This window comes from Streptomyces sp. AgN23 (assembly GCF_001598115.1).
GTDB lineage: Bacteria > Actinomycetota > Actinomycetes > Streptomycetales > Streptomycetaceae > Streptomyces > Streptomyces antimycoticus.
In genome coordinates this window covers 1,633,294-1,647,449 of record NZ_CP007153.1, presented here as the reverse complement: position 1 = coordinate 1,647,449, position 14,156 = coordinate 1,633,294, and the positions used below count along the sequence as shown (strand labels likewise).

General features: G+C 70.8%; 13 protein-coding genes, 1 pseudogene and 1 riboswitch. Of the genes and pseudogenes, 6 read left to right on the top strand and 8 right to left on the bottom strand.

Going from position 1 to position 14,156, the window contains the following annotated elements:
- Positions 1-15 precede the first annotated feature (15 nt).
- The 7 genes and pseudogenes from AS97_RS07205 to AS97_RS07180 form a co-directional block, all read right to left on the bottom strand.
- Positions 16-1,134, bottom strand: coding sequence for an alpha/beta hydrolase (locus AS97_RS07205; protein WP_210564545.1), 1,119 nt, complete (start codon positions 1,132-1,134; stop codon positions 16-18).
- A gap of 111 nt (positions 1,135-1,245) precedes the next feature.
- Positions 1,246-2,373, bottom strand: coding sequence for an FAD-dependent monooxygenase (locus AS97_RS07200; RefSeq protein WP_236669526.1), 1,128 nt, complete (start codon positions 2,371-2,373; stop codon positions 1,246-1,248).
- Between the two features lie 110 nt (positions 2,374-2,483).
- Positions 2,484-2,945 carry a sensor histidine kinase gene (locus AS97_RS48915; protein ID WP_349017582.1) on the bottom strand — a complete coding sequence of 154 codons (462 nt, stop codon included), beginning with the start codon at positions 2,943-2,945 and terminating at the stop codon, positions 2,484-2,486.
- 39 nt (positions 2,946-2,984) lie between these two features.
- Positions 2,985-3,842 (bottom strand): HAMP domain-containing sensor histidine kinase, encoded by an 858-nt coding sequence (locus AS97_RS48910; protein WP_349017581.1) that lies wholly within the window; start codon positions 3,840-3,842, stop codon positions 2,985-2,987.
- 105 nt (positions 3,843-3,947) lie between these two features.
- Positions 3,948-5,237, bottom strand: coding sequence for a hydroxyacid-oxoacid transhydrogenase (locus tag AS97_RS07190; protein ID WP_059149282.1), 1,290 nt, complete (start codon positions 5,235-5,237; stop codon positions 3,948-3,950).
- Between the two features lie 77 nt (positions 5,238-5,314).
- On the bottom strand, positions 5,315-5,554 hold the full coding sequence (locus AS97_RS07185) for a hypothetical protein (RefSeq protein WP_210564544.1): 240 nt from the start codon (positions 5,552-5,554) through the stop codon (positions 5,315-5,317).
- A 305-nt stretch (positions 5,555-5,859) separates the two neighbouring features.
- Positions 5,860-6,018 (bottom strand): annotated as a pseudogene (locus AS97_RS07180) (aldo/keto reductase); the annotation flags it as partial.
- Positions 6,019-6,751: 733 nt separating this feature from the next.
- Between AS97_RS07180 and AS97_RS07175 the strand changes: the two are divergent.
- The 4 genes from AS97_RS07175 to AS97_RS46955 all read left to right on the top strand — a co-directional run bounded on the left by AS97_RS07175 (position 6,752) and on the right by AS97_RS46955 (position 11,048).
- Positions 6,752-7,546: an FHA domain-containing protein gene (locus AS97_RS07175; protein WP_059149285.1), complete on the top strand. Its 795-nt coding sequence runs from the start codon at positions 6,752-6,754 to the stop codon at positions 7,544-7,546.
- A 179-nt stretch (positions 7,547-7,725) separates the two neighbouring features.
- A complete protein-coding gene (locus AS97_RS07170) occupies positions 7,726-8,508 on the top strand; it encodes a polysaccharide lyase family 7 protein (protein ID WP_086705964.1) in 783 nt (260 codons plus the stop codon).
- Between the two features lie 338 nt (positions 8,509-8,846).
- Positions 8,847-10,733 carry a serine/threonine-protein kinase gene (locus tag AS97_RS07165; protein WP_210564543.1) on the top strand — a complete coding sequence of 629 codons (1,887 nt, stop codon included), beginning with the start codon at positions 8,847-8,849 and terminating at the stop codon, positions 10,731-10,733.
- A gap of 132 nt (positions 10,734-10,865) precedes the next feature.
- Positions 10,866-11,048: a hypothetical protein gene (locus AS97_RS46955; RefSeq protein WP_247204261.1), complete on the top strand. Its 183-nt coding sequence runs from the start codon at positions 10,866-10,868 to the stop codon at positions 11,046-11,048.
- A 607-nt stretch (positions 11,049-11,655) separates the two neighbouring features.
- On the opposite strand, the gene AS97_RS07150 is transcribed toward AS97_RS46955, so the two are convergent.
- The gene (locus tag AS97_RS07150; RefSeq protein WP_210567155.1) at positions 11,656-12,153 is read right to left on the bottom strand and encodes a DUF2165 domain-containing protein; all 498 of its coding nucleotides are present in this window, start codon (positions 12,151-12,153) and stop codon (positions 11,656-11,658) included.
- A gap of 254 nt (positions 12,154-12,407) precedes the next feature.
- Here AS97_RS07150 and AS97_RS07145 point away from each other — a divergent pair, with 254 nt between their 5' ends.
- Both AS97_RS07145 and AS97_RS07140 read left to right on the top strand, forming a co-directional pair.
- Complete coding sequence (locus tag AS97_RS07145) at positions 12,408-12,884, top strand: carboxymuconolactone decarboxylase family protein (protein ID WP_059149289.1); 477 nt, start codon at positions 12,408-12,410, stop codon at positions 12,882-12,884.
- Between the two features lie 55 nt (positions 12,885-12,939).
- Positions 12,940-13,863, top strand: coding sequence for an RNA polymerase sigma-70 factor (locus tag AS97_RS07140; protein ID WP_210564542.1), 924 nt, complete (start codon positions 12,940-12,942; stop codon positions 13,861-13,863).
- A gap of 59 nt (positions 13,864-13,922) precedes the next feature.
- A riboswitch (cobalamin riboswitch) is annotated at positions 13,923-14,137 on the top strand.
- Positions 14,138-14,156: the final 19 nt, after the last annotated feature.

The window sequence follows — 14,156 nt, the reverse complement described above, 5'->3', positions numbered from 1 at the left end:
CTCGTGTGTGACGGGTCAACTCAACTGTTCTGCAAGCCAGTTGACGACGGACGGCAACACGGGTCCCACCCCCATATGGCCGCCCGGGAACATCCGGGCGGTCTTGGGGCTCCCGTGCTCAAGGGCGAGGTACATGTCCGCCGACGCGTTCTGCTGGTCGTCCTTGCCGTTGACCAGAAGCAACGGGCACGACGGCAGGTCCAGAACGCCTTGGTCCAGCAGGGACAGTTCCGGGCAGCGGGCCACGTAGTCCTCGAAGGTCCTACCGCCGAAGATGCGTGCCCGGGCCGGCATCAGGTCCATCAGATAGGACGAGGCGTTGCGGCTCCGTTCCTGCCACTCCGGCTGGAAGGTCAGATGGACGCCGCCTCCCCAGTTGACGGCGGCGGCCAGGTGTTCGCGGTGGGTGTGGGCGAGCTTCAGCGCCCAGTAGCCCCCGAACGACAGCCCCAGGGCCGCCACCCGGTCCGTGTCCAGGTCGTCCTGGTCGCGCAGCCAGGCGAAGACCGGATCCCACTGCCGTTCGGCATCAGGGCCGGCGTGCAGAGGTGACTGCCCCACCCCGGGCTTGTCGATGTGGAGGGTCGCGAAGCCTCGTTCACGCAGCATCCGCCCGCGGGCGTAACTCTCCTCCTTCCACACATCGATGCCGCCCCACATCATGACCACCGGCGGGCGCGCCGCTCCTCCTGGCGGACGTGCCACGAAGAACCGCACCATGTCTCCCTCACCGTCGCGCCCCTCGAAGGGCAGCGCCACATGCTGGATGGGGGTGGGCTCCAGTGCGGACACCCGGCGGAAACACTCCACGGCCCGGTGATAGGCAGCGAGCTTGGCCGGGTGCAGCGGGGCGGGGAAACGGCCCAGGAAGGCGAACTGATACGCCTGCCACCAGTTCTCCAGGGCCCCCGCGTGGTCACCGCCGCTCTCGGCCTCGCACGCCCGGGCGGCGAAGTACTCCGCACCCGCCAGCCAGTGCTCGGCCCAGGTCTCGGAATCGGTGCCCGGCAGCGTGTCGATGTGCCGTGCGGCGGCGGCGCGGTCGATGGCGTTGAAGGGATGCTCGCGTCGCTCGAGATGGTCGCGCAGCCACTGCTGCGCCTCGGGCAGAGTGCGGGACGGTGCGGCAGGCAACTGCTCTCCTCGTCGATTCTCGATACTCGGTTCATCAGCTCGTCGGCTCGTCGGTGGGCCGATTCGTCGATCGCGCGGGACGGTGCGTCCGTGCGTTGCGCGGGCGGATGGCTATGCGGGCTCGGCCATCTGCCGGTGGCACGCGTCGGTCAGCGGATATGCGTCGTGGTGGCGGCGTGCCTGCTCCAGGCCGACGATCGTCACCGAGGTCTCGACGAGCGTGCGGCACCGCTTCGCGCGCCGGGCGGTGAACGCCTCCAGGCCCGCGCGGACCTGCTCGTGGCGCTCCAACTCCTGGGCCAGCACGAGCCCGTCCTCGATGGCCAGGGCCGCGCCGCTGGCCATCTGCGGTGCCGGAGCGTGCGCGGCGTCGCCGATGACGACGCAGTTTCCGCGGCTCCAGGCTCCCGCCAGGAGCGCCGTCCGGACGGGTCGGCGCACCACCGACTCCGACTCCGACACCAGAGGGCGGATCTCCGCCACGCGTTCTGGGAAGACCTCCAGCAGTTGCCGCATGCGCGGGGCGAGCTCGGCGTCGGGCAGGGCGCCCGGCTCCACTCCGTTCTCCGTCAGGAACACATACGCCTGGCCGGCCGAAATCGGTACGATCCCGGCCGTGTTGACCTTGCCCGCGAACTGATGGATTCCGGTGACCCAGGCCGGGCGCGGCACCAGCGCCCGCCACGCCATCTGCCCGTGGTAGTCGAGTGTGGTCTCAAGGCCAGCCAGGCTCCGGACGGACGAGCGGATCCCGTCCGCTCCCACGACGAGCGTGGCCGTCCGGACGGTCCCGTCCGATAGCCGTACGCGTACCAGGTCGCCCTCCTCGTTCACCGCCGTCACGGTCAGGCCGTTGCGCACCACCACGCCACTCCGCTCGGCCTCCTCGGACAGGATGCGATGCAGCCCGGGGCGTGCGATGCCGACCATCGCCGGCCGATGCGCCCCGAGCAGGCGGGGCAGCCGCACCTCGTCCGCGATCCGGCCGTTGACCTCGACATGCGTGATGATGTTCATGCCATAGCCCTCGGTCAGGCACGCGTCTGCCAGCCCCAACACGTCCAGCGCCCGCAGCGACGGCCCGGTCAGGCACAGGCCCCACCCGGCCGTAGCTCCCCGCGGATCGATCTCGGCGACGTCGACCCGCCACCCCTTGCGTGCCAGGGCGATGGCCACGGTCAGGCCGGCCACCCCCGCGCCCACGATCACGGCCGTCCGCGCACCGCGAACGATGTCCATATACGCCTCCTGCGCGCTGATTTCACCGGAACGGTAAAAGCGGCCGGGCGCTTGCTTCATCCGGATCAGGCGGTGGCCATCCGTTCCCGGCAATCGGTTGGGACGCGTGCTCAGGTGTGCAGGGGGAGCAGAATGCGGAAAGTGGCGCCCTCGTCCGGGGCCGTACGGACCTCCACCCGGCCGTGGTGGGCCGTCACCAGGGAGTCGACGATCGCGAGGCCGAGGCCCGCGCCGCCGCTCTCGGTGCGGCCACGGGCGTGGTCCGCGCGGTAGAAGCAGTCGAAGGCGCGGGCGGCCTGCTCCCCGGACATCCCCGGCCCCTCGTCGTGGAGCTCCAGCACCGCCAGGCCGTCCTGAGTGCCGACGCCGATCCGGACCGGGGTGCCGGACGGGGTGTGGGCCACCGCGTTGCCGACGAGGTTCGAGGTCACCTGCCGCAGCCGCGCCTCGTCGCCGAGGACCGGCCCCGGCCCCGGCGGGCCGCCACCGGGGCCGGTGAGCGTGACGGGGCGGCCGGGATCGAGTGCGCGCAGGTCGTGCAGGGCGTCGGCGGCCAGGGTGCGCAGATCCATTGGGGTGAGACGGAGCGGGAGGTCCGCGGTGGCGGCGGACTAGTCGAGGCGGGCGAGCAGCAGCAGGTCCTCGACCAGCCGGACCAGCCGTGCCGCCTCCCGCTCGATGCGGCCCATCGCGCGGTCGACATCGGTGCGCTCGGGCATGCCGCCCATCCCGTACAGCTCGGTGAACCCCTTGATGCCGAAGAGGGGCGTACGCAGCTCATGGCTGGCGTCCGCGATGAAGCGGCGCATCCGCTCCGCGGCGGCCGCCCGCGCGGCGTCACTCGCCTCGATCCGATCCAGCATGCCGTTGAGCGCCGCGGCCAGACGGCCGAGCTCGGTGCGGGAGGCGGCCAACTCCGGGACACGGCTGGACAGATCGCCGTCCGCGATGGCCGCCGCGGTGGCCTCGATCCGGCGCAACGGGCGCAGCCCGCCGTGCACGGCGAACCACCCGGCCACTCCGAGCAGCGCCAGCACCAGGGAGTCGATCAGCAACATCCGGGTGCCGAGCTGTCTGATCGTCCCGTTGACCTGGGAGAGCGAACTGGCGACGACGACGCTGCCGCCGGGCGCGTTGCGCGGCGCCTTGAGCGGTACGTCGAGGGGTACGGCGATCACCCGCCATGCCTCGCCGCCGTCGACGGCCGGGACCTCGAAGGGGTGGCGGTCGCGTTCTCCGACCGCTGTCGCGTCGAGGCGGGGCAGGGCGGGAGCGCTGTGCGCGGCGTGCCGGATGACCTGTCGCACACGGCCGTTCGAGCCGAGGTAGGCGAGATGGACATCGCCGGTCAGATGCTGCTCCACGGCGTCACGCACCTGCGGACTCCGATCGCCCGCCACGTGGGAGAGGTCGGTCAGACGCGCGGTGGCCGTGGCGGCGGTGCGGAGCCGCTCATCCAGCTGATGCACCAGGTCTCGCTGGAACAGCGCGATGAGCAGGGCGTTACTGCCGAGCAGGGCGGCCGGTGTCCGGTCTCGCAGGCGAGTTCATAGATGGCCATGGGGTCCCTCACATCACCAGAGCGTCAGAGAGCGGTCGAGGATGCCGGCCACGTCGTCCTCGGTGACCGTGCGCGGAGCGGTGGACAGCAGTCGCTGCTGCTTCATGGCGCCCTCCACCAGCGCCGGGATGTCTCCCTTGCCGTAGCCGACACCGCCGATGCCATTGGGCATGCCGATGTCGCGCATCAACTGCTCGATCGCGGTGGGCAGATACTCGGCGGGGTCGGCGGGACGTTCCATCTCCGGGGCGAGGAGTTCCGCGGCCCGCAGATGCCGCTCGGGCCGGGCGGAGAAGGTGAAGCGGAACGCCTCCGGCGCGGTGAGCGAGACCGCCATGCCGTGGGGCACCATCGGCTCGTGTGCGGGGTAGTCGGCGGGGTGGAAGTCCTTCACCCGTCCGGCGATCGGGTAGGCGTTGGCGTGGGGGATGTGGACGCCCGCGTTGCCGAATCCGAGACCGGCGAAGGTTGCCGCCAGTGCCATGTCGGACCGCGCCTGGGAGTTGTCGCCGTCGCGGACCGCGGTGCGGAAGGACCGCGCGAGCAGGTGCAGCGCCCGTTCCGACCACGCGTCGGAGATGGGATTGGCGCCGCAGTAGGGCACGCGCTGCTCGGGGCGCTTGTGTGGGTAGGTGTCGTACGGGCGGGCCGTGTAGCTCTCCAGCGCGTGGCAGAGGATGTCCATGCCGCTGGCGGCGGTCACCCCGGCGGGCTGGGTGAAGGTCAGCTCCGGGTCGATCACCGCGAGCGTGGGCCGCAGGCGGGCGTGGCTGATACCGGTCTTGACCTTCAGCTCCAGGACGTCGAGCACACAGATGGTGGTGCTCTCCGCGCCGGTTCCGGTGGTGGTGGGGACCGCGACCAGCGGCCTCAGCGGGTTCGCGGGTGCCAGCGCCCTGCCCACCGGCGCGTTGATGTAGTCCATCAGCTCGCCGGGGTTGGTGCTCAGCAGGTTGACGGCCTTGGCGGTGTCGATGCTGGAGCCGCCGCCCACCGCGACGAAGGCATCCCACGGGCCCGACGCCAGCGCATGGTCCACCGCTTCCCGCAGGCTGACGTCGGTGGGCTCCACGTGTACGCCGTCGAAGACATGGGCTTCGATGCCGAACGCGGACATCCGCTCGGCGATGCGGTGCGGCGCGCCGGTGGCGGCCACCCCGGCGTCGGTGATCACGAGGACCCGGCGGGCCCCGTGCTGGGCGAGGTCGTAGCCGATCTCGTCGGATGCTCCCGGCCCGAACTTCAGCGCCGGGGCGCCGTAGGTGAAAACGGATTCGGGTCCGGCCGGAGCGGTGGTGCTCATACGCGTCCCTCCTGGGGATCGGTTGGGTCCCAGCGACGCGGCGAAACGGTACCGGACGCCCGCCGGGACCCGGACGATCAGGCGTAGAAGCCGCTGGGGGCGAGCCGCATCGAGCGCAGCTGCTCGGCGTCGTGGCCGAGGACGACGGTGGCGTCCGACTGCTCGGCGATGCCGCGGAGCTTCTCCACCGAGCCGTACCAGGCGGTCAGATCGTCGACGATGGCGGCGGGGGTGGCCGGTGGGCCGTAGGAGTCACCCATGTAGACGGCGTCCGAGGTGAAGAGCATGGTCCCGGTCTCCGGCAGCTCGACCTTCATCGCCATGGTGCCGGGGGCGTGCCCGGGAGCCGGCCTTGAGCAGCAGCCACGTCAGATCGCAGCTCATCGCTCCGCAGCTCAGTACCGACGACAGCCACCCCGGCCCGTGGCGCCGCCTGCTCCGTATCTCCCTCGACGGCCTCCGCGCCCGCAATACCGAGCCACTGCCCGAGTCCGATCCAGGAGCGCTACGTCGAGTTGGTCCTCGATGGGGCACGGGCGATGGCCCAGCGCCTCGGAGCGAGCGTGTCGTCGTAAGTACCCCCCGAGGTGGCGCGGCACTGACTCGGCACGCACCGGCGGGCTCAGCGTTCCAGCATCCGCGTCCCGGCCTCGCGGTGGGTGTCGCCGACGGCAGGGGGCAGGCTGGAGAGCCTGGCCAGGACCTCCGCGCTGAGCTGGAGGCGGCCGGCCGCGGTGTTCTCCTCCCCGCGGGCCACGCGCTTGGTGCCGGGGATGGGCGCCCACCGAGCCACGGCCCTCCGCCTCCGAACACAAGCGCTGACCGGCCGAGCCCGGCCGAGCCCGGCGGTGCCGGGCGGCGAGGGGGCATGGGGCAGTCCGGTGGCGGCGTGCGCGAACGTATGCGCGGCTGGGCGGTGAGTAGAGGAGGCCCACGCCGGTGCCGGAGGCGACGATGGCGATGATGGCTGTCGGACCCGGGCGAGAACAGCGCGGCCGTCACCGACGCCGTGATACAGGCCGTGCGTCCGCCCCCGCGGATGCGGAGGGCGGCACCGATGGTGACGAAGAGCAGCAGATACCCGAACTGCGTCAGCTCCGGGTCGTGCACGGCGATCGTGGTACCGATGAAGGCCGAGACGACCAGGAGCACCGCGGCCGCGGTGATCTGGCCGGGGCGCTGAGCCGGGGCCGGTTCCAGCCAGTTGTCCTCATCCGGTGAGCCGGTCATCGTGGCCTGCTGGTCCGCGGGCCTGCTGGTCCACTGATCCGCCGGTCCGGTGGCCGGGAGGCGGCCATGCCGGGGTCGTTCGGGCATCGTCCGTCCGGGGTATCGGGAGCCGTCCCGGACCGGACACGCCGCTCAACTCATAGCCTCGCCAGAGCCGTGAGCAACGCCGCCCGGGCATGCTCCTCTTGCGCGGGCTCGCTTTGGGGACGGGTCCCGGAGGAGGGGGTGGATCCTGGTGGGTGCCCAGCACGCGCCGAGCATCGCCCGAACCGAGGAGACCGCCGATGCCCCTCTCCGCCAGCCTCGCGCGCGGAGTCGCGCCCACCACCCCCGGCACTCTGCACGCCCGTACCGTTACCGGCGACCTCAGTGCCCCGCCCCGGCCGGGGCTGACGGTCTGCTTCGGGCGCGGCGAGAAGCCGGACGTGGACCTGGGCGTGGGCGTGGACGACCTCCGGGTGAGCCGACGTCACGGCGAGCTGACCTACCGCCAGGGACAGTGGTGGCTGCGGAACACCGGACGGCAGCTCGTCCGGCTGCCCCGCGGCACGATGATGCACCTCAGCACCGAGCCGATCCCGCTCGACACCGGCTACACCCCGCTGTTCGTCAAGGGCTCCGGTTACCGCGAGCACCTGGTCGAGCTGTATGTGGCGGGCCATGACGACCAGGGGCCGGTGTCGCGGCGGCGCGCCGAGACCCTGCGGCCGGAGATCTGGGCGCTGGACGACGACGAACGACTGCTGCTGGTCGTCCTCGGCCAGCGGTATCTGCTGTACGAGGAGGATCCGAGACCTCTGACGTACGCCACGGCGGCCAAGCAGCTCAGCTATCTCCGCCCGGGCGCGGGCTGGAACGAGCGCAAGATCGAGTACCGGATCGAGGCCGTACGCCGCCGTCTGCGCAACACCGGCTTCAGATACCCGCTGATGCACGACAAGTCGCAGGGCCGCCCGGCGGACAACGGTCTGCTGCACAACCTGCTCAAGGGATTGGTGGAGTCCACCACGCTCGTACCGCCCGACCTGGACCTGATCGAGGACGACGACCTCTGGCCCGATCCCGCGCCGGAGCCGTAGCACCGGAGCTGGACTCCCGCCGTGCCCGCTGACGGGACCCGTCCCGGAAGCGGCGGCCGACCATGACCATCCACAGGACGGGCCCGCCCGCACTCAGCAGGGCACCGAAGTGGCATGACGACGTCTCCACGGCCCGTGGGGATGACAGCCGCCTGTCCTCCGAAACGGAAGGAATCCCGATGAGGCGCATGCGCATCGTCGTTCTCGCGGGCATCACCGCGGCCGCCTCGACGGCCGCCCTCGCGCTTCCGGCGCGGGCCGACATCCCCACCCGCCACGGCCGCACCGCCGCCGAGTGCGAGTACCCCGCCGATGTCCTCGACCTCAGCGACTGGAAGCTGACCCTGCCCACCGGCGAGGACGAGGACCCGACCGACATCACCCAGCCCGATCTCGCCACCTTCTCCGCCAGGCCCTGGTTCCAGGCGGATGAGGACTGCGACGCGGTCCAGTTCCGGTCCCCCGTCGACGGCGTGACCACGGGTGGCTCCAGCTACCCGCGCGCCGAGCTGCGGGAGATGACGGACGACGGGGAGGACGAGGCGAGCTGGTCGACCACCGAGGGCACCCACACGCTCGTGGTCAAGGAGGCGTTCACCGCGCTCCCCAACGACAAGCCGCAGCTCGTCGGTGCCCAGATCCACGGCGGGGACGACGACGTCACGGTCTTCCGCCTCGAAGGCGGCAAGCTCTACATCACCGACGGCGACGACACCCACCACCATCTCGTCACCGACGACTACGAGCTGGGCACCGAGTTCGAGGCCAAGTTCGTGGCGCGGGACGGGAAGATCGACGCCTATTACAACGGGGAGCGGGAGACCACGATCTCCTCCGACGACGACAGCAACTACTTCAAGGCAGGGGCCTATACGCAGGCCAACTGCGAGAACTCGGACCCGTGCGACGGCGACAACTACGGCGAGGTCCACATATCCAGCATCGAGGTCACCCACTCCTAGCCACTTCCGGCCGGGGGCGCGGTGCCGGGTCTTCCCGTGGCGGGAGGCCCGGCACCGCGGCGACTCCGGTGCGAGCGGTGCCGGTGGCATAAGGCAGAGGCGTCTGCCCCCGTCGTCTGCGCTTCCGGGCGCCGCAACCTCCACAACAGTGAAGATTTCTGGAGTGGCAGGTGAATTCCCTTCTCAACCGGCCAGCTCCCGTCCGTCGCGGGCACGCGCGGCCCCCGTGTCGTCCTCACGAGCACCGCAAACGGTACGTGTCTCTACGGGTACGCAGTAAGTTCGAGCTGCGTGTCCGTAACGGCTGGAGTTCTGGTCTCGTATGGGGGGAGTGTGTCGTGCGGCGGGGGGAGCGAGTGGGCAAGTACCGGCTCACGGAGGGGCCCGTCGAGGGAGGACGGGGCGCGGTCTGGTTCGCCGTCGACACGGAGCTGGGCCGGTCCGTCGTCCTCAAGCGGGCCTTGCTCGAGGACAACAGCCAGGACGACTTCGACGAGTTGCTGGCCGAGGCCCGCGCCCTGGCGAAGTTCAGCCATCCGAACGTGGTCACCCTCTACGACGCCGTCCGGGCGGGCAAGGGCAAGAAGACCACGTTCTGGCTGGTGATGGAGCATGTGACCGGCGGCAGTCTGGATGTCCCGGTGAAGATGGCCCCGGAGCTCGCGGCGCATATCGGCGCGCAGATCGCGGGCGCGCTGGCGGCCCTGCACGACAAGGGCATCGTGCACTGCGACGTCAAGCCCGGCAATATCGTGATCACCCACGACGGAGTCGCCAAGCTGACCGACTTCGGCGCCGCGTACCGGGTGGACGGCAGTGAGACGATCACGCCCAACGGACCGGTCAGCCTGACCCCGTTCTTCGCCGCCCCCGAGGCGTTCCGCGGCGCACCCGAGCGTGCGTCCGACGTGTTCTCCCTCGGTGCCACGATGTACTGGCTGGTGACGGGGACTCCGCCGCTGCGCGGCGCCGGGCGGGTGGTCCGGATGGAGGCCCTCAGCCCCCGCGTCGGGCCGCTCGGCGGGGTGCTCACCGCGATGCTCCAGCGCGACCCCGGGACCCGGCCCACCGCCGCCGAGGCGCTCGGCGCCCTCACGGAGATCGCGGGACCGCCGGAGCAGTTCCCGACGCTCCCGCTGGCCCCGGCGACCACGCGCCATACGGCCACCCTCGCGCACAGCGAGGACCCGGCGCAAGGACCGTGGCGCCGTACGACGACCACCGCGGCCGCCCTCGTCCGACGCCGCCCGTTACTCACGGCCGGCGCCGCCGCCGTCACGGCATTGGCCATCTCCGTTCCGTTCATCGTGATGAGCCTGGGCGGCGAGTCCGAGGACAAAGCCGACCCGTCGCCGGCCAGTCCGACCAGTGCGGGCTTCATCGGCGAACCCCGCACGGCCGACCCCTGCGCCTTGCTGAGCGCCAGTGTGTTCCAGCGGTACGGGGAGGCCCAACTCGACCGCGATCTCGGCAATTTCAACCGCTGCGACGTGGTCCTGAAGGACCGAAGCGAGGAGGTCGTGGACGTCAGGGTGGAGCTCGACGCCGATTCGCTGCCGGAGGGCGTGACGCGGAAGACCACGGGCAGGGTGACCGTGGTGGAGCGCGCCGCCGAGGGCGATCAGTGCGAGCGGGTCGTGGCGGTGACCGGCGCCCGCGACAACAGCCTTCGAGTCACCGCGGCCGCGAGACAGCCCGCCGACGTCAAGGAGCCGCTGTGCGAAACCGCCGATCGCGCCACGGGACTCGCGATCAAGGTGCTCAACCGCGGTGAGATTCCCCGGCGTTCCCCCGATTTTCCCGCCAATTCGCTGGCGCACCTGGACGCATGTACGTTGCTCGACGTCAAGGCGCTGGAGAAGGTGCCCGGAATCGACGCCCGGGAGCCGGACGTCGGATTCGGGCGCTGGGACTGCCAGTGGAAGAGCACCACCAACGAGTACGAGGTGGACTTGCGCTTCGACCAGGGCGACCTGCCGCGCGACAAGAGCGCCCGGTCGACCAAGCTGGGAGATCGCCATCGCCAGGCCATCGTTCTGCCGGAGAACGAGGGCCGGGGGAGCTGCCGCGTCGAGGTGGTCCATCGTGACTACACCGGCCTGGACCGGGTGAAGGGGACCGAGCGGGTGGCCCTGGTCATCAAGGGGGCGGGTGCCAAGGATCGCCCCTGCGAACTGGCCACCGATCTCGCCGGCTCGGCCGCCGCCGCGCTGCCGCCCGCCTGAGCCGCGACCGTCCACGGCGGGAGCAGCAAGCGGACGCGCCTGGGGAAGACGGGCGCGCCAGGTGAGCGACGTCTTCTCCACGCTCGTGGCCGGCTTCTTGGCGGCCGGATCGACGCATGCCGAGCGCTGTGCGTGGGCGATCTTCGCCGCCTGGTCGAGGTGTTCGCGTATCGCCGCGAGGAAGAGCGCGTCGAAGGCTGCGCCCTTGGTTCCCTGGATGGTGCGCAGTTCGTCGCCGGTCACCATGCCGGGCATGTCGTGCCCCTGGTGCGGGTTGGTGTCGGGGACGCCCGCTCGGGCGAGCGGTTCTCGTAGCTGGACGAGTTCGTCGCGGCAGGCGGTGGCCACCGGTTTCGCCCACTTCTCCACCCCGGCGTCGGAAGAGTGGCCCGGGGCGGGGTTCAGCAGGAGCGTCGCCTGGTCGTCCATCGCGATCGTCAGCTGGATCCAGCCGATATCGGTGGAGTTGAAGGCCCCCCATGTCGCCTGCCCGCTCGGGGACCGGGTGGCGGGGTGCCGCGTGGCCGACGTCGACCGCTCCTCACGAGGCGGTTTCCCGTCGCCGCATCCAGCGGTGCGCGGCGTGGTGGCGGCGAGCAGTGCCGGCACGGACACCGCGCGCCCTGTGACGGTTGCCGCTGTCATGTCGACTCCCCCCGTCTCGCATGGGCGGAGCCCCGGTGGCGGGACTCCGCCCACCGGCCCGGCGGTGTCGCCGCTTTGCCGTTGTCGTAGAGGGTAGGGGTCCAGTACGACGACAGGTCGACGGTCGGGCCGCAACTGGTCCGGCCCCTCTGCAGGGCGGCGCGTCACTGTCGAGAGTCCGCGGCAAGGAGGGGCAAGAGCCCTCTACGAGGAGGGCCCAAGAGTCCGCGGCAAGGAGGCAAGAGCGCGCGGCAGCCTGTCCGCGGCGTCCGCTCGGTCAGTCCTCGGAGCCCGGATCGGTTCGCTCGGCCGAGGGCAGCAGGTGAATGAGCAGCAGAACGATCCCCGAGATCATGAACACGCGCGTGGCGGCCTCCAGGCCATTCCACTTCTCCGACTGCCACATGGCGAACCACTCGCCGCCGATGCCGATGAACCCGGCGCCGAACAGCAGCATCAGCATCAACAGCCCCACGGTGCTGGCCTGCCGGGCGCGGCGGACGCGATCTCCGGGCGGACCCGCGAACCACAGGGCCGTCGCGGCGAGGAGGACGAGAGCGGCGAGGGTCTCCCAGGCGATGATGGCGACGTAGGCGGTGTCCTGGAGCGCGGTGGAGTCGATGGCCCGCCACATCAGGTCCTCGTCCTTGAACGTGGTGTCCATCGCCAGGACATGCCGCACGAACTGCTGGTTGCTGTCGAAGTCGGTGATGTTCCCGAAGGCGACGAGCGCGATGTACAGCGCGATCGTCCCGGTGAGCACCCCCGAGGTCATCGCGTAGATACGGGGTGAACGTATTCTGCCGGTGCGCTCTGTCACGATGACCTCTGTCTCCCGTTGGATCCCGCTGACCATGAAGCGTGCGGGAGCCGTAGCGTACAACTGACTGGATCAGGGCGAGTGGTGGACGCAGGCTGCCGAGCTGAGCCGACGGCGGGGAGACGCGGGTCACATGCGTTCATGTCACAGGGGGTCGGGCCACCTCGTCTCAGGGGTGTAGCCAGTGAACGACTTCAGAGGAGCACATCATGGACGCGCGACTGAACTACTCCGCCAGCCAGACCGCCGGCAAGGTCCTGAGGCCCGTCATGGCGGCGGGCAGAGCGGTCAAGGAATCGCCGCTGCCGGTGGCGACGCAGGAGCTGGTGGCGATTCGTGTGAGTCAGATCAACGGCTGCGCCGTCTGCATCGACATGCACACCAAGGAAGCGGCCGCGGCCGGTGAGACCCCGGTGCGGCTGAACCTGGTCGCGGTATGGCGGGAGGCCACCGTCTTCACCGATGCCGAGCGGGCCGCGCTGGCCCTGGCGGAGGAGGGGACCCGGGTCGCGGACGCGGCCGGTGGGGTCGGCGACGAGGTGTGGGCGAATGCCGCCGAGCACTATGACGAGGAGCGGCTCACCGCCCTGGTGATCCTGGTCTCCTTCATGAATATGGTGAACCGGCTGAACGTCATCACCCAGCAGCCGGCCGCCGGTGACTACGAGGCCGGGCAGTTCCACTGACCGGTATCGGTGACGGCAACCGCATCGGCGACGGGCCCTGGGGAGGGGAGTCGGCGTGAACAAGGTCGAGGAGTTCGAGGAGCTGCGGCCGCTGCTGTTCTCGATCGCCTATCGGATCCTGGGCAGTGTGAGTGAGGCCGAGGACGCGGTGCAGGAGACATGGCTGCGCTTCGACGGCTCGACGACCCGGCCCACGTCGGCCAAGGCGTATCTGTCGGCCACGGTGACGCGCATCTCGATCGATGTGCTGCGCTCCGCGCGCGTGCGACGGGAGGAGTACGTGGGCCCGTGGTTCCCCGAGCCGTTGCTCAGCGATCCGTATCAGGACCCGGCACGGGCGGTGGAGCTGGCCGACTCGGTGTCGATGGCGGCGCTGTTGCTGCTGGAGCGGCTCAGCCCGCTGGAGCGGGCGGTGTTCGTGCTACGGGAGGTGTTCGCCTTCGGGTTCGACGAGATCGCCACGGCGGTGGGACGGTCGGAGGCGGCATGCCGCCAACTGCTGGTGCGGGCGCGGCGGCATATGGAGGCCGGGCGGCCGCGGTTCGAGGCGGACCGGCAGGAGCGGCAGGAACTGGCGACGCGGTTCTTCGACGCGCTGAAGGACGGCGATGTGGGCGCGCTGCGCAACCTGCTGGCCGCCGATGTGCAGTTCGTCGGGGACGGCGGCGGCAAGGCCCCGCAACTGGCCAAGGCCGTCATGGGCGCGGAGAACGTGGCCCGGCTGCTGGGCACGGTCTTCCCCTGGCTGCTGCGGATCGACGTGTCCTTCGAGCTCCATGAGGTCAACGGCCAGCCCGGCGCGGTCTTCCGCGAGCGGGACGGCAAGGTGCTCCAGGCTCTGGTCCTCGATGTGCTCGACGGGCAGGTTCAGGCCATCCGGGCGGTGATCAACCCCGACAAGCTTGCCCACCTCGGGCCGGTCGGCGACGCCTGGGCCGTCGACCGCGAGGTGAGGCAGGCCCGTCGGCGGCCGAACTGACCCCGGGACGTGGCTTTCCACTCCGTGACCGGTCCGACACCCTGATCGTTCGACAATCTTGATACTCTCGGGGAGCCAGTCGTGCCACATCCGAGGCCAGGGAATCCGGTGAGAACCCGGAGCTGACGCGCAGCGGTGAGGGGGACGGGCGGGGCATGTGACACCACTGGGAGGAGTCCGTGACGGCCGCGAGGCCGCCGCGAACGAGCACCGGGAAGGGGCCCCGTCCGGACGAACCCGAGTCCGAAGACCTGCTGGCACCTCCGCGCCGCGTGCGGGGAGGACGTCCGTAG